Source organism: Sinomonas sp. ASV486 (genome assembly GCF_030908215.1).
In the GTDB taxonomy this organism is placed as follows: domain Bacteria; phylum Actinomycetota; class Actinomycetes; order Actinomycetales; family Micrococcaceae; genus Sinomonas; species Sinomonas puerhi.
In genome coordinates, this window is the sequence record NZ_JAVFJK010000017.1 from 52385 (window position 1) to 70137 (window position 17753).

The following is a 17753-nucleotide window of genomic DNA, read 5'->3' on the forward strand; positions in this document are numbered from 1 at the left end:
CCCTTATCCCGTGACCCTGCGCTTCTACGATTCCGCCACCGCCGAAGTCCGTGACTTCGTTCCGCTCGAGCCCGGCAGGGCCTCGGTGTACTACTGCGGTGCCACGGTGCAGGGCTCCCCGCACGTGGGGCACGTGCGTTCGGCGATCGTGTTCGACCAGCTCACGCGCTGGCTGCAGTACCGCGGCCTCGAGACAACCGTGGTCCGCAACGTCACGGACATCGACGACAAGATCCTCGCCAAGAGCGAGGCGAGCTTCGCACCCGATTTCGTCCCCGAGGGCACCTACATCCCGCGCGAAGAGTGGTTCGCACTCGCGTACCGGTACGAGCAGGAGTTCGAGACCGCCTACGAGGTGCTCGGCGTCCAGCGCCCCACCTACGAGCCCCGCGCCACGGGCCACATCACGGAGATGCACGAGCTCATCGCCCGGCTGATCGAGCGAGGCCACGCCTACCCGGCCGAGGACGGCTCGGGGGACGTGTACTTCGATGTCCGCTCGTGGCCGTCCTATGGGTCCCTCACGCACCAGAGCATCGACGACATGCAGGCCGCTACCGATGCTGATCCGCGCGGAAAGCGGGATCCTCGCGACTTTGCCCTGTGGAAGGGCTACAAGGACGGCGAGCCCGAGACTGCGGCGTGGCCCTCGCCGTGGGGCCGCGGCAGGCCCGGCTGGCACCTCGAGTGCTCCGCCATGGCCACGAAGTACCTCGGCGCGCGATTCGACATCCACGGCGGCGGCCTCGACCTGCGCTTCCCGCACCACGAGAACGAGGTGGCCCAGTCCACCGCTGCCGGTGACGGCTTTGCGAACATCTGGATGCACAACGGCATGGTCACCTACGAGGGCGAGAAGATGTCGAAGTCCATCGGCAACGTCATCGCGCCCTCCGAGATGCTCGAGCTCGCGCCAGCACGCGTGGTGCGCTACTACCTCGGCCAGGCCCACTACCGTTCGGTGCTCGACTACAGGCCTACGTCCCTGCAGGAGGCCGCGGCCGCCGTCGAGCGCATCGACACTTTCATCGCGAAGGCGCTTGCCAAGGTCGGAGCCTCCGTCGGGGAGTTCGCGCACGACGGCGCCGCGTTGCCCGCCGCTGCTGCCCTCCCGGCCGCTGTGCCTCCAGCCTTCGCCGAGGCCATGGATGACGACCTCAACATCCCCCAGGCGCTCGCGGCCCTGCACGAGACCGTGCGCCGGGGGAATACGGCACTCGCTGCAGGCAATGGCGTTGACGATGCCGGCGCCGTCTCGAACGCTCTCTCCGAGGTGCTCGCGATGACCGCCGTCCTCGGCCTCGACGCCGCGGGCGTCCGGACGGCATGGGCCGACAACTCCGAAGACACGATGCGTCGCGCGCTGGCCGCCCTCGTCGACGCTCAGCTCGGAGCCCGTGCCGCCGCACGGGCCGCGAAGGACTGGGCCGCCGCGGACGCGATCCGGGACACTCTCGCGGCGGCTGGCGTCGTCGTCGAAGACTCTGCGGACGGGGCCACCTGGAGCCTCGCCGCCCCGACTCATTCAAGCGCGCAGAGCGCGCCCACCAACCGAACGGGAGCATAAATGGCCAAGGGACGCCCCGGGGCAGCTCGGAACAAGAAAGGCCCCACCACGGGCACTGGCGGGCATGGCCGCAAGGCCCTTGAAGGCAAGGGCCCCACGCCCAAGGCCGAGGACCGGGTGTACCACAAGGCGCACCGCGCGAAGGAGCTTGCCGAGCGCTCGGCCGTCAAGCGGACCGGGCAGCCGGGACGGCTTGCCGCCGGGCGCGCCGGAACGGGCCGCGCGAAGGGCGCCGAGGAGATGGTCACCGGGCGCAACTCGGTGGTCGAGGCGCTCCGCGCCGGTGTGCCGGCGAAGGCCCTCTACGTCGCTGTGCGGATCGAGATGGACGACCGCGTGCGGGAGGCCATGAAGCTCGCCGCCGAGGCCGGCATCGCGCTCATGGAGGCGCAGAAGCCCGAGCTGGACCGCATGACCGACGATGCGATCCACCAGGGTGTCGCCCTCCAGGTCCCGCCCTACGACTACCCGGAAGCCTTCAAGCTCGCCGAGGACACCTTCGAGAAGTGGCGGCGCGGGCATATCGCGAACGCGCCCCTGTTCGTGGCGCTCGACGGCATCACGGACCCGCGCAACCTCGGTGCGATCATCCGATCCGTTTCCGCCTTCTCAGGCCACGGCGTGATTGTGCCGGAGCGGCGTTCTGTGGGCATGACCGCCTCAGCATGGAAGACGTCTGCCGGCGCCGCTGTGCGCGTGCCGGTCGCGAAGGCCGCGAACCTCAACACGGTGCTGCGGCAGATGAAGGAGCTCGGGATCTTCGTCCTCGGGCTCGACGGCGACGGCGACGTCTCGCTCCCCGGCCTCGCGCTCGCGACCGACCCCGTGTGCCTCGTGGTCGGTTCCGAGGGCAAGGGCCTGTCACGGCTCACGCGCGAGCTGTGCGACCAGATCGTCTCGATCCCGATCGACTCGGACATGGAGTCCCTCAACGCGGGGATGGCCGTGGCGATCTCGCTGTACGAGGTCTCCACACGCCGAGCCGCTGCGGCTGCCAAGACCTCCTGACGCCGAGGTCACCCGGTGTGGGCCGAGGTCATCCCGTGTGACGCTGAGGTCACCCGGTGTGGGCCGAGGTCCCCCCGTGCGGCGCCGAGGTCACCCCGTGTGCGCCGCCGAGGTCACCCCGTGTGCGTCGCTGCAACCCTCAGCGCACGACGGCGGGCTCCCCCCCGCCGTCGTGCGCGCCCGAGGGCCTGCGGCTAGAGGCTCACGCTGTTAGCCAGGACCGGCAGGGCCGCGCGGGCCTGCTCCACGCGGGCAAGGTCGAGGTCCACGTACAGGGTGTCGGGGCCGGAGCCGAGCCGCTCGATCAGGTGCCCGAACGGGTCCACGACGGCGGAGCGGCCGATCCCGGTCGGTGCGCCGTGCTGTGCCTGTACGCCCGCAGCCTCGGGGTCGGACTGTCCGACGGCCACGAGGAAGCACGTCGAGTCCACGGCGCGCGCCCGCACCAGCAGGTCCCACTGCTCGGCCTTGCCGGGCCCGGCGCCCCACGAGGCGCACACGAGCTGGACCTGGGCGCCGTCGTCGGCCGTAGCGGTGAAGAGGTTCGGGAAGCGGACGTCGTAGCAGGTCGCGAGGCCGAACGTGACGCCGTCGACCGTGAACGTGACGGGCTCCTTGCCGGCGGTCACGGTGTCCGACTCGAGGAATCCGAAGGCGTCATAAAGGTGGATCTTGTCGTAATGTGCCTCGACCCCGCGTCCGTGGACGAGGAGGGTATTGCGGATCGTCCCCGGTTCCCCGGGGGTGAACATGCCGACGACCACCACCACGCCAGCCTCGTCCGCGGCGGCGCGCACTGCCGTGGCCCAGGGTCCGTCGAGGGGTTCGGCGATGTCGGTCAGCGAGTTGCCGAAGGCGCGCATGGTCGCTTCGGGGAACACCACGATGTCGGCATGCCGTCGACCGGCTTCGGCCAGGGTCTGGCGGACAAGGCCGAGGTTGTCGTCGAGGGAGCGTGAGGAGGTCATCTGGGCGAGTGCGATCCGCATGGCACCAGTATGTCGGAATGCCCTTTCGAATCTAGGGGTTCCTGTCGGGGCGGCGTCGAACGGGACCCTGGCACCGGATACTAGGATGGCCACGATGAGGGTGGCCGCAGCACACATGACCCTGTCACAACGAGAAGGGACTCCGGCCCCCGGCAACGGGTCGAGGATGCTATGAGCATGAGCAACATGACGATGCCCCTGGCGTTCGTGGTGACGCCATCGCAGCCGTTTCCGCTCGGCCTCACTCCGGCACGCTCAGCGGAGCAGCAGGCGAGCCACACCGTCAACGTCGCGGTCTACGCGCCGGGTCTTGACGCCGTGGACGTCCATTTCATCGGCACTGATGGCGTGTGGCGCAAGGAACCGCTTCCCGAGTTCACGGACGGCGTGCACCACGGCCTTGTGGTCGGGATACCGGAGGGTACGCCGTACGCCTTTGCGGCGCGGACCGATGCCGCAGGCGTGGCGCCGGAGCCCGGGACCGGTACTCTCCTCCTGGACCCGTACGGCCGGGCCGTGGACCGCGTGGGGGGCCGATGGCTCAATTCCCGCGTGCACGGCGGCTTCGACTGGGGAACGGTGAGCCGCCCCAATGTCCCGATGCGGGACACGATCATCTACGAGGCCCACGTCAAGGGCCAGTCGATGCTCCACCCCGACGTCCCCGAGGAGCTCCGCGGCACGTATGCGGGGCTCGCGCACCCGGCCATGATCGAGCACTTCAGGACACTGGGCGTCACGAGCATCCAGCTCCTCCCGGTCCATTTCCACCTCGACGAGTCCCACCTCCAGGACCTCGGCCTCACCAACTACTGGGGCTACAACACGGCCGCGTTCTTCGCGCCGCATCCCGCGTACGCGACTGCAGCCTCGCGCGCCGCGGGGCCGCAGGCCGTCCAGGACGAGTTCAAGGGCATGGTCAAGCTCCTCCACGTGGCGGGGTTCGAGGTGCTCCTCGACGTCGTATACAACCACTCGGCGGAGGAGGGCATGGGGGGCCCAGTGGTCAGCTTCCGCGGACTGGGGGACCGCGAGTACTACCGCTGTGACCCCGAGGGCAGGTACATCGACACGACCGGCTGCGGCAACACCCTCGATTTCTCGAACCCGCGCGTGGTCCAGCTCGCCCTTGACTCGCTGCGGCTGTGGGCCGAGGAGTACCGCGTTGACGGGTTCCGCTTCGACCTCGCGGTGTCGCTGTGCCGTGACGGGCAGCACTCCTTCACGCCCGCTCACCCGTTCCTCGTCGCGGCCGCCGCGGACCCGGTGATCTCCCGCACCAAACTCATCTCTGAGCCCTGGGACCTCGGATTCGGCGGATGGCAGACCGGGCGATTCCCTGTGGGCTGGGCGGACTGGAACGACCACTACCGCGACACCGTCCGCGACTTCTGGCTGGCCGACCGCGCCGAGCTCGACGCGGGGGGCCGCGGAGGGCCGACGGCGCGCCTCGCCGACGCGCTCTCGGGCTCGCACGGGCTGTTCGCGGCGTCGGGGCGCACGGCCCTGGCATCGGTCAACTTCGTGGCCGCGCACGACGGCTTCACCCTCGCCGATCTCACGGCCTACCACCGCAAGCACAACGAGGCCAACGGCGAGCAGAACCGCGACGGCACCAGCCACAACCGCTCGTACAACCATGGGTTCGAGGGCCGTACCGAGGTCGAGTCGATCATTGCGGCGCGGACGCAGTCCGCCAAGAACGTCATGGCCACGCTCATGATCTCCCTCGGGGTCCCGATGATCACGGCCGGGGACGAGTTCGGCCGCACCCAGCAGGGCAACAACAACGCCTACTGCCAGGACAACGCCACGGCATGGCTCAACTGGACCCACGACTCGGCGGGCAAGGAGATGCTTGACCATACGGCCTGGCTCATCCGCATCCGCAAGGACTTCCTCCTGCGCCAGCCGATGAGCTACCCGGCCCGCGAGGAGAGCAACTACTTCCACTGGTTCGGTGCCGATGGCACCCCCATGGACCCGGACCGGTGGCAGGACCCCCGCGAGCGCCTCCTCCAGTTCCTCCTCGGGTCCAAGGACGGCTACCTCGACGGCCTCGTGGTCATCAATGGCGGCCCCCAGAGGCTGGACCTCGCGTTCCCCTCGGTGCCCACTGAGCGGGGCGTTGAGCACGAGATGGCGTTCGAGCTGCGCTACTCGACGGCGCGCCAGGCGGAGCACCGCATCGGCACGGTCTTCGCCTCGGGGCAGGACGACGTCGCCGAACCCTACTCGGTGACCATCTACCGCGCCCGGAACGTCATGTGAGCCCTGTGCTGCGGAGGGCAGTCATCCCGTTCGTGGTCCTCGCGGTTGCCGTGATCGGGTTCCTCGCCACGCGCGGCGGGGGGCCGAGCGCCGACGCCGGCCCCGCGCCGTCGTCCGCCTCCAGCGCGCGCACGACGGCGGCTTCCGGCCTGGGCGCGCACGTCGCCAACCCGAGCGGGCTGGGCGAGGTGAGGGCGTCCCAGCTCCCGAAGGAGGCGCAGGACACCCTTGCGCTCATCGTCAAGGGCGGCCCGTACCCGTACGACAGGGACGGGGTTGTGTACAGCAACTTCGAGAAGGTCCTGCCGCTGAAGTCCTCCGGCTACTACCACGAGTACACCGTGGTGACCCCCGGCTCGTCGGACCGCGGAGCACGCCGGATCGTTGCGGGGCAGCAGAGCGAGAAGTACTACACCGACGACCACTACGCGTCGTTCCGCTTCATCGTGGAGGGGCAGTGAACGGACCGGAGAGCGGCCAGCGCAGCGTCGTCGTGCCCGCGGCAGCGTCGAAGCACGAGGTGCTCGTAGCGTTCGGAAGGGCGCTGCACCTTCCCGAGTACTACGGCACGAATCTCGACGCCCTCAATGACTGCCTCCAGGACCTCGCCTCAGAGCTTGCCAACGGCGAGGGCGAGCCGCTCACCCTCGAGTGGCACGTGCACCCTGCCTTCCGCCGCGATGCCGCCTACGCCGTGGTGAAGGGCATCCTCGTCGGCGCCGTCGAGGCTGCCGAGGGCACGCTCACCCTCCGCATCCTCCCGCCCGACCACGTCTGAGAGCCACCTCCTGGAGGTCACGTCCGGTGGGGTGATCTCCAGGAGGTGACTCCCAGATGACTTTCAAGAAATGACTCCCAGAGAGGGGGCCGTCAGGCGTTGACGACGAGCCCCAGCTCAGCCTTGGAGGCGAGGCCCTTGTGCCGCGGGATCGCGCGGACGGTGTACCCGAACGCGCCCGAGTGCTCCATCGTGACGGTTCCCGAGAACTTGTACCGCCCGTTGCCGAGGTTCTCGTGGGGCTCGAGTTCGGCCAGCGCCACAGCGGTGAGCTGGTCGGAGTCGTCGACCTTGCCGTAGGCGAGCTCCACGAGCACGTCTCCGGGGTTGAGGACGCCGAGGTTCAGGTACGCGCTGACGTCGAGCTTGTCGCCGATCTGCGGCACCTCGGAGAGCCCGCCGGAGTCGATGTGCTCCACATGCACCTGAGACCAGTTGCTGCGCACATGCTTGGTCCAGGCAGCGAGCTCGCGGGTGAGCAGGTAGTCGTCCGCAGTGACCTTACGGCCGGCCTGGGCGGCTGGCGTGTACAGCTGGCTCACGTAGTCGCCGACCATGCGGTCCGCCGAAACGGCCGGCCCCAGATGCGAGAGGGTGTGCTTGATCATCGAGATCCAGTGGGTGGGCACCCCCTCGGGGTTTGCCTTGGACGGGCCCGCTGCGCCAGCTGACTCCGCGCCCGGCCCCGTGCCGGGGGCACCGTAGAACCGCGGCGCGATCTGGGTCTCGAGGAGCTCGTACAGGGCCGCCGCTTCGATGTCGTCGCGCTCCGCGGGGCTCGCGGTTCCGCTCGCAGTGGGGATGGCCCAGCCGTTGGAGCCGTCGTACATCTCGTCCCACCAGCCGTCCAGGACGGACAGGTTGAGGGAGCCGTTGATCGCGGCCTTCATGCCGGAGGTTCCGCAGGCCTCGAGCGGGCGCAGGGGGTTGTTGAGCCACACGTCGCACCCGGGGAAGAGCGTACGGGCCATCGCGATGTCGTAGTTCGGCAGGAACGCGATGCGGTGGCGCACCTCGGGATCGTCGGTGAACCTGACGAGGTCCTGGATCATCTTCTTGCCGGCATCGTCCGCGGGGTGGGACTTTCCGGCGATCACGATCTGGATCGGGTTCTCGGGATGCAGCAGGAGCCGCTTGAGCCGTGCCGGGTCACGCAGCATGAGCGTGAGGCGCTTGTAGGTGGGCACGCGCCGCGCGAACCCGATGGTGAGCACGTCGGGGCTCAGGATCGAGTCGGTCCAGGTGAGCTCGGCCTCGCCCGCACCGCGCTTGCGCCACGCCGCGTTGACGCGGCGCCGCACATCCTCGATGAGGCGGCCGCGCAGCTCACGCCGCGTCTCCCAGATCTTCTCGTCGGTGACGTTGAAGACCACGTCCCAGCGGCCGCCCACGAGGGCGTCGGGGGCAAGGTGCTCTGCCATCGACGTGACCGTGGGGTCCACCCACGTGGGCACGTGCACGCCGTTCGTGACGGACGTGATCGGCACCTCAGAGTGGTCGAATCCGGGCCACAGTCCCGAGAACATCGCGCGGGACACCTCGCCGTGGAGCTTCGCCACGCCGTTCGCGCGCTGGGCGAGCCGCAGGCCCATGACCGCCATGTTGAACACGGAGGGATCGCCGCCCTCATAGCTCTCGCGGCCTAGCTCGAGGACCTTGGCCGTCGGCACGTCGGGAGCGAGTCCGGCGTCGAAGAAGTACTTGATCTGCGCCGCGTCGAACCGGTCGATGCCCGCGGCCACGGGAGTGTGCGTCGTGAACACCGTGGATGCGCGGCCGGCCACGAGGGCCTCGTCGAACGTGAGCGGCTCCGGCCCGGACATGAGCTCCTGGATCCGCTCGATGCCGAGGAAACCGGCATGGCCCTCGTTCGTGTGGAACACCTCGGGGGCCGGGCCGCCGGTGAGCCGCTGGAAGATGCGCAGGGCCTTGACGCCGCCCATGCCCAGCAGGAGCTCCTGCTGGAGGCGATGATCGCCGCCGCCGCCGTACAGACGGTCGGTGACCGAGCGTGCACCGTCGTCGTTCGCGGGGATGTTGGAGTCCAGCAGCAGGAGCGGCACGCGCCCCACGTCGGCACGCCAGATGTTGGCGTAGAGCTTGCGTCCGTTCGGCAGCGGGAGGGTCACGAGGCATGGAGTGCCGTTCTCCTCCCTGAGGAGGATCAGCGGCAGGGCATCCGGGTCGAGGACCGGGTAGGTCTCCTGCTGCCAGGCGTCCCGCGAGAGCGACTGCTTGAAGTAGCCCGCCTGATACAGGAGCCCGACGCCGACGAGCGGCACTCCGAGATCGGAGGCACTCTTGAGGTGGTCGCCGGCAAGGATGCCCAGGCCGCCGGAGTACTGGGGGAGGACCTCGGTGATGCCGTACTCGGGGGAGAAGTAGGCGATGCGCCGGGGCACCTCGTCGCCGAGTCCCTGGTACCAGCGGGGCTCCTCGAGGTAGCGGCGCAGGTCCTCCTCGGCCGCCCGGACCCGGTCGACGACGTCGGAGTCGAGCGCGAGCTGCTGCAGCTGCTCGCGCGTGACGAGCCCCAGGAACCCCGCCGGGTCGTGGCGGCTCTCCTCCCAGAGTGCGGGATTGAGGCTCTCGAACAGCTCGCGGGTGGGCTGGTGCCAAGACCAGCGCAGGTTCGTGGCGAGCGTGTCGAGCGCGGCGATCGGCTCGGGGAGCACGGTACGGACGGTGAATCTACGGATGGCCTTCACGTGCGCCACACTAGCCGAGCAGCGCGCGCCGATGAAGAGGGTCACGTTACAGGGCGGTGAACTGCGCCCAACACGCCGGTTGACGGGCGCGGAGGCCGCGTCATGCCCTTCGCAATCGGATGCGCGGCGGGCTATCGTGGCGCAGGGACGGCTCCTCGACAAGAGGAAACCGGCCAACGTTCGCACTGCGAAAGGACGACCTGTGCCCGCACTCGAGCCGAGCATCCCCGCCAAGCTGCGTTTCGGACGCTTTCCCATCACGGACGTCTCGCCCGTGATCGAGGGCGGTGCATTCCCCGCCAAGGCAGTAGCCGGCGAGGGTATCGTCGTCGGCGCCACAGCGTTCCGGGAGGGCCACGACCAGCTGGGCGTGAGCGCCGTCCTGTACTCCGCGAAGGGCAAGGAGAAGCAGCGCGTGCGGCTCTCTCCGTTCGGCCAGGGGCTGGACCGCTGGCAGGGCATCCTGACCCCCACCAAGGCGGGGGAGTGGACGTTCACGATTGAGGCCTGGCACGACCGCTACGGCACGTGGCACCACAACGCCGAGATCAAGGTCGCGGCGGGCATCGACGTCGAGCTCATGCTCGCGGAGGGCGCCGCGCTGCTCGCGGAGGCCGCGGACGACGACGAGCGCACCGAGGCTGACCGCGGAACCTTCCGCGCGGCGTCATACGCGCTCGCGGACGGCTCCCGCAGTTCCGTTGAACGACTTGAAGCGGGGGAGAGCGCCGAGGTGCTCGCCGCCGTCGGACGCCTTCCGATCCGCGAGCTCGTCTCGGCCAGCGAGCACTATCCGATCCTCGTCGAGCGCGAGCGCGCCGGTCGCGGCGCGTGGTACGAGTTCTTCCCCCGCTCCGAGGGTGCGGTCCGCAACCCGGAGACCGGTGAATGGACCTCGGGAACCCTCCGCACCGCTGCGGATCGCCTCCCGGGCGTTGCGGCGATGGGTTTCGACGTCATCTACCTGCCCCCGATCCACCCGATCGGCCGCGCGTTCCGCAAGGGCCCCAACAACACGCTGACCGCGGGTCCGGGCGACCCGGGTTCGCCGTGGGCGATCGGCGCCGCGGAGGGCGGGCACGACTCGATCCATCCCGATCTCGGGACATTCGAGGACTTTGACGCCTTCGTGGCCCGGGCCGAGCAGCTCGGCCTCGAGGTCGCACTCGACCTTGCACTCCAGGCTTCCCCGGACCACCCGTGGGTCACCTCCAACCCCGAATGGTTCACGACCCGGGTCGACGGCACGATCGCGTACGCCGAGAACCCGCCCAAGAAGTACCAGGACATCTATCCGCTCAATTTCGACAACGATCCCGAGGGCCTGTCGAAGGAGATCCTGCGGATCGTGCACTTGTGGATCGACCACGGTGTGAAGATCTTCCGCGTCGACAACCCGCACACGAAGCCCGTGTGGTTCTGGGAGTGGCTCATCGGCAAGGTCGCCAAGAAGGATCCGGACGTCGTGTTCCTCGCCGAGGCGTTCACCCGCCCGGCCATGATGAAGGCCCTCGGCCGCGCTGGGTTCCAGCAGTCGTACAGCTACTTCACGTGGCGTAACACCCGGGCCGAGCTCGAGGAGTTCTTCACGATGATCTCCAAGGAGTGGGCCCCGTTCTACCGGCCCAACCTTTTTGTGAACACCCCGGACATCCTCACCGAGTTCCTCCAGTTCGGCGGGAAGCCGGGGTTCAAGGTGCGGGCCGCGCTCGCGGCGACCGCAAGCCCGCTGTGGGGCGTCTACGCCGGCTTCGAGCTGTTCGAGCACGTGGCGCGGCCGGGTGCAGAGGAGTACATCGACAACGAGAAGTACGAGTACAAGCAGCGCGACTGGGCGGGAGAGGAGGCGGCCGGGCGGTCGCTCGCCCCCTACATCACCCGCTTGAACGAGATCCGCCGCGCGCACCCCGCGCTCGCGGACCTCCAGAACCTCACGCTGCACTCGAGCACTGACGACTCCACGGTCGTGTTCTCGAAGCACAAGGAGCTCCCCGACGGCACGAAGGACACCGTCATCGTCGTCGCGAACGTCGATCCGCATTCGACGCGCGAGAGCACGGTGACCCTCGATCTCGCCGCGCTGCACCTTGACGGGGCGGCGCACGACGGCGGGGCCTCCTTCCGCGTCGACGATCTGGTGTCGGGCCAGTCGTGGCAATGGGGTGAGCACAACTACGTGCGGCTCGACGCGCAGGTGGAGCCTGCGCACATTCTCCACGTGCGTCGCTAGCCGGTAGGTGGGCGCCACGCTAACGTGGCGTAGACGTGAACCAGCGCGACCGCCGCGAAGGAGACCCCCGAACCAATGAACATCGGCCAGCAGCCACAGCCGAACTTCAACGTCAATGCCCCTGGCCTCAAGCATGATCCCTCCTGGTATCGGAAGGCGGTCTTCTACGAGGTGCTCGTCCGGGCGTTCAACGATGCGAATGGGGACGGCTCGGGGGACCTCCAGGGGCTCATCGACAGGCTTGACTACCTGCAGTGGCTGGGCGTCGACTGCCTCTGGCTCCCGCCGTTCTTCGAGTCGCCCCTGCGCGATGGCGGCTACGACGTCTCGGACTACGAGTCGGTGCTGCCCGAGTTCGGATCGATCAGCGACTTCCAGCGGCTCGTTGCCGAGGCGCACGCCCGCGGTGTGCGGATCATCATCGACCTCCCGCTCAACCACACCTCCGACCAGCACCGCTGGTTCCAGGAGTCCCGCCGCGACCCCGACGGCCCCTACGGCGACTTCTACATGTGGAGCGACACGGACGAGAAGTACCAGGACGCCCGCATCATCTTCATCGACACCGAGGATTCCAACTGGACCTTCGATCCGATCCGGCGGCAGTTCTTCTGGCACCGCTTCTTCAGCCACCAGCCTGATCTGAACTACGAGAACCCCAAGGTCCAGCAGGCAATCTTCGACGTCGTGCAGTTCTGGCTCGACCAGGGCGTGGACGGCATCCGCGCGGACGCGATCCCGTACCTCTATGCGGAGGACGGCACCAACTGCGAGAACCTCCCCGCGACGCACGTCTTCCTGGCGAAGCTGCGCGAGTTCATGGACCAGAAGTACCCGGGCCGCATCGTGATTGCCGAGGCCAACCAGCCCCCGCACGAGGTGGTCGAGTACTTCGGCACCTCGGAGGCGCCGGAGTGCCACATGGCGTTCCACTTTCCGATCATGCCGCGCCTCTACTACGCGCTGCGGGATCAGAAGGCCCAGCCGATCATCGACACGATGGTCGATACCCCGGCCATCCCGGGCGGAGCCCAGTGGGGCACGTTCCTGCGCAACCATGACGAGCTGACCCTCGAGATGGTCACGGTCGAGGAGCGCGAGGCCATGCTCGGCTGGTACGCATCGGATCCCCGCATGCGCGCGAACGTCGGCATCCGCCGCCGGCTCGCGCCGCTCCTGGACAATTCCCGCTCGGAGATCGAGCTCATCAACGCACTGCTCCTGTCCCTGCCAGGCAGCCCCTTCCTCTACTACGGGGACGAGATCGGCATGGGGGACAACATCTGGCTCGAGGACCGGGACGCCGTGCGCACGCCGATGCAGTGGAATCCGGATCGGAACGCGGGCTTCTCGACGGCCGATCCCGGCAAGCTGTACCTCCCCACGATCCAGTCCCTCGTGTTCAACTACGCGATGGCCAACGTCGAGGCGGAGATGGCGCATTCCGGGAGCCTCCTGCGTTGGATGCGGAACATCCTCGGCGTACGGCGCGCGCACCCGGTGTTCGGGCTCGGCGGGTACCGGAACGTTCCCGCGGACAGCGAACGGGTGCTCGCCTACCTTCGCGAGATGCCCGACGACGCCCTCCGCAGTGAGTCTGGCGAGGCCATCCTGTGTGTGTTCAACCTCGCCGGACACCCGATCGCGACGGCTTTGGACATGCCGGAGTTCGCAGGCCGGGGCATGCGCGACGTCTTCGGCGGCGAACCGTTTTCCCAGGTCGGCCAAGACGGGCGGTTCCATGTGACGCTCGGGGCCCACGGGTACTTCTGGCTGCGGATCCGGAACGCCGCATCGGTGCCGACCAGCCCGGTGACCACAGCCATGCCGCTGATCGTCCCCGAACAGGTCACAGGGGAGCTGGTCGAATGACGGACCACGCCGCCCTTCACCCCACGCTCCACGCACTGCTCGAGGAATGGCTCCCCGCGCAGCGCTGGTTCCCTGCCAAGGGCCGTGAGGTCGAGTTCGCCCCGGCGGGTAGGCTCGTCCTCCCCACCCCGCAGGGCGCACCTCGCCTCGAGCTGCTCTTCGTGCGGGTACGGGCGGGTCGGCTCGGGGCCGTCCTCAATGTTCCCCTGGCCCTGCGCCGTGACCCAGTCGCCGGCGGGGACGCGGCCCTCGTGGGCCGTGCCCGCGACCTTGACGGCGTCCCCGTCTGGGCGTACGACGCCGTGCACGAGCCCGCGTTCGCCGCGGCCCTGGTCGGCCTCATGGCCTCCGGTACCCGCATTGGCGGAGACGGGACGGCAGCCATCGGTACCGCGAGTGGCGAGGGTTCCCTCCCCTCGGGCGATCTCACCGCAGCGCTCCTGCGGGGCGAACAGTCGAACTCCTCGATCATCGTCCGTTCGGCGTCTGGCAACGCGATGGTCAAGGTCTTCCGGCAGCTTGCAGAGGGCCTCAATCCTGAAGTCGAGCTCGGGGCGGCCTTGGCCCATGCGCACGCCGCCGACGCCGCGACCGCGCTGGGCTGGATCGATGTCGAGTGGCGCGCGACGTCGGGTGAGAGCGTTCGCGGCCAACTCGCCGTCGCCCATGAATTCCTCGAGGGCGGCACGGACATGTGGCGGGTCGCGCTCGACGCGGCGGCCCAGGGCCGGGACCTCTCCGAGGAGGCCCGGGGCCTGGGCGCGGCGACGGCGCGCATCCACGCTGCGCTCGCGGCCACTCTCGGGACGCAGACGCTCGACGGCGACGCCGTGGACGCCTTCGTGGGGCGCCTTTCCGACCGACTGCGGGCGGCCTGGGAAGAGGTGCGCACGAGCGTAGGGGTTCCGGATGCCGCTCTTGAATCCCTCTTGACCACGCTTGCGGAGCACCGTGCGGGGCTCGTGGTGCAGCGGATCCACGGTGACTTCCACTTGGGTCAGGTCCTGCACTTCCCCGACAGCGAGCGGCAGTTCGCGATTCTCGACTTCGAGGGCGAGCCGCTGCGCCCGGTCGCGGAGCGGAGCCAGCCGGACGTCGTCCTCCGCGACGTGATCGGCATGCTGCGGTCCTTCGACTACGCGGCTGGCGCGGCCCTTCGGACGGACCCGGCGGCCCGAGTGCCCGAAGGATGGGCCGAGGCCGTCGGCGAGGCGTACTGGGACGGATACGAATCCGTCGCCGGCGGAGAGAACCCGTTCGGCACCGCGCTGTTCGCTGCGCTGTGGCTCGACAAGGCGTTGTACGAGGTTTCCTATGAGGAGCGGAACCGGCCAGCGTGGGCCGAAATCCCCCTCCGCGCGGCGCGCACCGCGCTCGAGGCCTGGCTCCCCGGGAGAGGCCAGATTCCAGCACGGAAGAGCTTCGACGGCGTCCTGAGGGCGCCCGAAGGGCTGGCAATCGGTTCGGCGGAGACGCCGTCCGGAGAGGAGACGGACGTGGCAGACGGAGAGTACGCGGCGAGCGCGGAACAGCGCGGAGCCGGACAGGGTGCCGCGGAGCATGATGGCGCGGTCCGTCCGGGCATGCCTTCAACGGCGGCGGAGCAGGCTGCAGGCGTTATGCAGGCGCCCTCGCACACGGTCGCGGGTGCGGGCGAGCATGCCCCGATCGCTGTGGACCCCGATGTCCTGGCCAGGGTCGGGGCGGGCGCGTCCCACGCCCCGCATGCGGTCCTCGGCGCGCATCTCGACGGCGAGGGGACGGTGACAATCCGTGCACTCAAGCACCTCGCGACAAGCGTCACCGCGGTGACCCCCGCCGGGCGCGTACCGCTCACCCACGAGGCCCACGGGGTGTGGGTGGGCACGGCGCCCGAAGCTGGTCCGGGCCACGTTCCGGACTACCGCCTCGAGGTCGAGTACGGCGAAGGCCACGTCGTGACGGTCGATGATCCGTACCGCTACATGCCCAGCATCGGCGAGCTCGACCTGCACCTGATCGGGGAAGGCCGCCACGAGGAGCTGTGGCGCGCCCTGGGCGCCCATGTCGAACGCCACCATTCGGTCCTCGGCGCCGTGGAGGGTACGTCCTTCAAGGTCTGGGCGCCGAACGCCCAGGCGGTGCAGGTCAAGGGGGACTTCAATGGATGGGATGGCCGCGAGCATGCCATGCGCAGCCTCGGCTCCTCCGGGGTCTGGGAAGTCTTCATCCCCGGCGTAGTAGCAGGCATGTCCTACAAGTTCGGCATCCTCACTCGGTACGGCCACTGGGTGGAGCGCGCAGACCCCATGGCCTTCGGCACCGAGGTCCCGCCCCACACGGCGTCGCGCGTCGTTGAGTCCCGGTATGCGTTCAAGGACGAGGAGTGGATGACGGCCCGTGCCGCGGGCGATCCACACAACTCGCCGATGAGCGTGTACGAGGTTCACGTCGGCTCGTGGCGCCTCGGCCTCGGCTACAGGGAGCTCGCCGACCAGCTTGTCGAGTACGTGACCGAGATGGGCTTCACGCACGTCGAGTTCATGCCGGTTGCCGAGCACCCGTTCGGCGGGTCATGGGGCTATCAGGTCACCTCCTACTACGCGCCGAGCTCGCGCTTCGGCCACCCGGACGATTTCCGCTACCTGGTCGACAGGCTCCACCAGGCGGGGATCGGCGTCATCGTGGACTGGGTGCCGGCGCACTTCCCCAAGGACGAATGGGCGCTGGCCCGCTTCGACGGTGAGCCGCTGTACGAGCACGCGGATCCGCAGCAGGGTGAGCACCCCGACTGGGGAACGCTCATCTTCAACTTCGGCCGCACCGAGGTCCGCAACTTCCTCGTGGCCAATGCTCAGTACTGGCTCGAGGAGTTCCACATTGATGGGCTCCGGGTCGACGCCGTTGCGTCGATGCTGTACCTCGACTATTCACGCGAAGAGGGGCAGTGGCGGCCCAACCAGTACGGCGGCCGCGAGAACCTTGAGGCGATCTCGTTCCTCCAGGAGACCAACGCGACGGCTTACAAGCGCAATCCCGGCATCGTCATGATCGCCGAGGAGTCCACGGCCTTCCCCGGCGTCACGAAGCCGACCTCGCTCAACGGACTGGGGTTCGGGCTCAAGTGGAACATGGGCTGGATGAACGATTCCCTCCAGTACATGGAAGAGAACCCGGTCAACCGCAAGTGGCACCACAACAAGATGACGTTCTCGATTGTCTACGCGTTCAGCGAGAACTTCCTCCTGCCGATCAGTCATGACGAGGTTGTGCACGGCAAGGGCTCGATGCTGCGCAAGATGCCCGGCGACCGGTGGCAGCAGCTGGCCAACCTCAGGGCTTTCTACGCGTTCCAGTGGGCCCACCCGGGCAAGCAGCTGATGTTCATGGGCTGCGAGTTCGGGCAGGAGGGCGAGTGGAACCAGGAGCACGGCCTCGAGTGGTGGATGGCGGATCTGGCGCCCCACAAGGGCCTGCAGAAGCTCATCGCCCAGCTCAACGCCGTCTACCGGGCCACGCCTGCGCTGTACGAGAAGGACAACGACCCGTCCGGGTACGAGTGGATCCGGGGCGACGACGCCGACCACAACGTGCTCTCCTTCATCCGCTGGTCGGACGACGGCACTCCACTTGTGTGCATCGCGAACTTCGCCGGCAATCCGCAGATCGACTACACCATCGGGCTGCCACAAGCGGGTCGCTGGCGTGAAGTCGTCAACACGGACGATGCGGAGTATGGCGGTTCGGGCGTGACCAACGGAGGCCTCGTGGCTGCCGAGGCGAGGGAATGGGATGGCAAGCCGGCCACCGCAGTACTGACCCTGCCGCCGCTCGGGGTCGTCTACCTCGTCCCCGAGGCTCCCCAGACCCCGTGACCTGAGTCTGGGTCGCCGAGGCGTGGTATTGCGCCGAGCCTGAGAGGCCCGGATCCTGCGGGATCCGGGCCTCTCGCTCTCCCCAGTTGACTCCGTTCATCCGGTCACGCGGGTCCGGGTGCCCCCTTGGCGTAGGTTGGCACGGGTCCGGTTGGCGCAGGGGTCACGACGGTGGTATAGTTTTATCCCGCGCCACCGACGGGGAATCACCCCGGCGTGGCAGCAAGTTTCCGCCAGATCCACCGACGAAGATACGGCCCGATGGCCGGTTTGACTCGGAGGATTGGAGCGGGTAGGTTTGAGAAGTTGCTTCGGGACGGGCTGGTTGGCTTTGGCTGGCTGGTTTACCGTGGGGGCCTGTTGTTTGAGAACTCAATAGTGTGCCAAGTTTTGTTGATGCCGTTTTTTTGGTGTCTTTTGTCCGGTGCTGTGCCGCCCCTGTGGTGTGGTGCCGGGTTGTTGATGCCGGATCATTT

Annotated in this window: 10 protein-coding genes; 8 read left to right on the top strand and 2 right to left on the bottom strand. The window is 68.5% G+C overall.

What is annotated here, in order from left to right:
- The first annotated feature begins 10 nt into the window (after nucleotides 1-10).
- Both cysS and rlmB read left to right on the top strand, forming a co-directional pair.
- Nucleotides 11-1567 carry a cysteine--tRNA ligase gene (cysS, locus tag RBS60_RS19145; protein ID WP_307959136.1) on the top strand — a complete coding sequence of 519 codons (1557 nt, stop codon included), beginning with the start codon at nucleotides 11-13 and terminating at the stop codon, nucleotides 1565-1567.
- Nucleotides 1568-2575, top strand: coding sequence for a 23S rRNA (guanosine(2251)-2'-O)-methyltransferase RlmB (gene rlmB / locus RBS60_RS19150; protein ID WP_307959137.1), 1008 nt, complete (start codon nucleotides 1568-1570; stop codon nucleotides 2573-2575).
- A 194-nt stretch (nucleotides 2576-2769) separates the two neighbouring features.
- On the opposite strand, the gene RBS60_RS19155 is transcribed toward rlmB, so the two are convergent.
- A complete protein-coding gene (locus tag RBS60_RS19155; RefSeq protein WP_307959138.1) occupies nucleotides 2770-3564 on the bottom strand; it encodes a carbon-nitrogen hydrolase family protein in 795 nt (264 codons plus the stop codon).
- Between the two features lie 186 nt (nucleotides 3565-3750).
- Here RBS60_RS19155 and glgX point away from each other — a divergent pair, with 186 nt between their 5' ends.
- From glgX to RBS60_RS19170, 3 genes are read left to right on the top strand one after another with little or no spacing between them, the layout of a single operon-like run.
- Nucleotides 3751-5835, top strand: coding sequence for a glycogen debranching protein GlgX (gene glgX, locus RBS60_RS19160; RefSeq protein WP_307959147.1), 2085 nt, complete (start codon nucleotides 3751-3753; stop codon nucleotides 5833-5835).
- Nucleotides 5836-5840: 5 nt separating this feature from the next.
- Nucleotides 5841-6296: a ribonuclease domain-containing protein gene (locus RBS60_RS19165; RefSeq protein ID WP_307959139.1), complete on the top strand. Its 456-nt coding sequence runs from the start codon at nucleotides 5841-5843 to the stop codon at nucleotides 6294-6296.
- Nucleotides 6293-6613, top strand: a complete 321-nt coding sequence (locus RBS60_RS19170) for a barstar family protein (protein WP_307959140.1) — start codon at nucleotides 6293-6295, stop codon at nucleotides 6611-6613. The genes RBS60_RS19165 and RBS60_RS19170 overlap by 4 nt, the downstream gene beginning before the upstream one ends.
- A 92-nt stretch (nucleotides 6614-6705) precedes the next feature.
- Here RBS60_RS19170 and glgP read toward each other — a convergent pair whose 3' ends face one another.
- The gene (gene glgP / locus RBS60_RS19175) at nucleotides 6706-9321 is read right to left on the bottom strand and encodes an alpha-glucan family phosphorylase (RefSeq protein ID WP_307959141.1); all 2616 of its coding nucleotides are present in this window, start codon (nucleotides 9319-9321) and stop codon (nucleotides 6706-6708) included.
- 31 nt (nucleotides 9322-9352) lie between these two features.
- Here glgP and RBS60_RS19180 point away from each other — a divergent pair, with 31 nt between their 5' ends.
- The 3 genes from RBS60_RS19180 to glgB all read left to right on the top strand — a co-directional run bounded on the left by RBS60_RS19180 (nucleotide 9353) and on the right by glgB (nucleotide 17277).
- Nucleotides 9353-11551 (top strand): alpha-1,4-glucan--maltose-1-phosphate maltosyltransferase, encoded by a 2199-nt coding sequence (locus RBS60_RS19180; protein WP_374049316.1) that lies wholly within the window; start codon nucleotides 9353-9355, stop codon nucleotides 11549-11551.
- 75 nt (nucleotides 11552-11626) lie between these two features.
- Nucleotides 11627-13423 carry a maltose alpha-D-glucosyltransferase gene (treS, locus tag RBS60_RS19185; protein WP_307959143.1) on the top strand — a complete coding sequence of 599 codons (1797 nt, stop codon included), beginning with the start codon at nucleotides 11627-11629 and terminating at the stop codon, nucleotides 13421-13423.
- Entirely contained in the window at nucleotides 13420-17277 is a 3858-nt protein-coding gene (glgB, locus tag RBS60_RS19190; protein ID WP_307959144.1) for a 1,4-alpha-glucan branching protein GlgB, read from the top strand. The genes treS and glgB overlap by 4 nt, the downstream gene beginning before the upstream one ends.
- The last annotated feature ends 476 nt before the right edge of the window (nucleotides 17278-17753 follow it).

What these genes read in the sequence shown, in the direction of transcription:
- rlmB (WP_307959137.1), top strand. Translation starts at nt 1,568, where the DNA reads ATGGCCAAGGGACGCCCCGGGGCAGCTCGGAACAAGAAAGGCCCCACC.
- RBS60_RS19155 (WP_307959138.1), bottom strand. Translation starts at nt 3,564, where the DNA reads ATGCGGATCGCACTCGCCCAGATGACCTCCTCACGCTCCCTCGACGAC.
- glgX (WP_307959147.1), top strand. Translation starts at nt 3,751, where the DNA reads ATGACGATGCCCCTGGCGTTCGTGGTGACGCCATCGCAGCCGTTTCCG.
- RBS60_RS19180 (WP_374049316.1), top strand. Translation starts at nt 9,353, where the DNA reads ATGAAGAGGGTCACGTTACAGGGCGGTGAACTGCGCCCAACACGCCGG.
- treS (WP_307959143.1), top strand. Translation starts at nt 11,627, where the DNA reads ATGAACATCGGCCAGCAGCCACAGCCGAACTTCAACGTCAATGCCCCT.
- glgB (WP_307959144.1), top strand. Translation starts at nt 13,420, where the DNA reads ATGACGGACCACGCCGCCCTTCACCCCACGCTCCACGCACTGCTCGAG.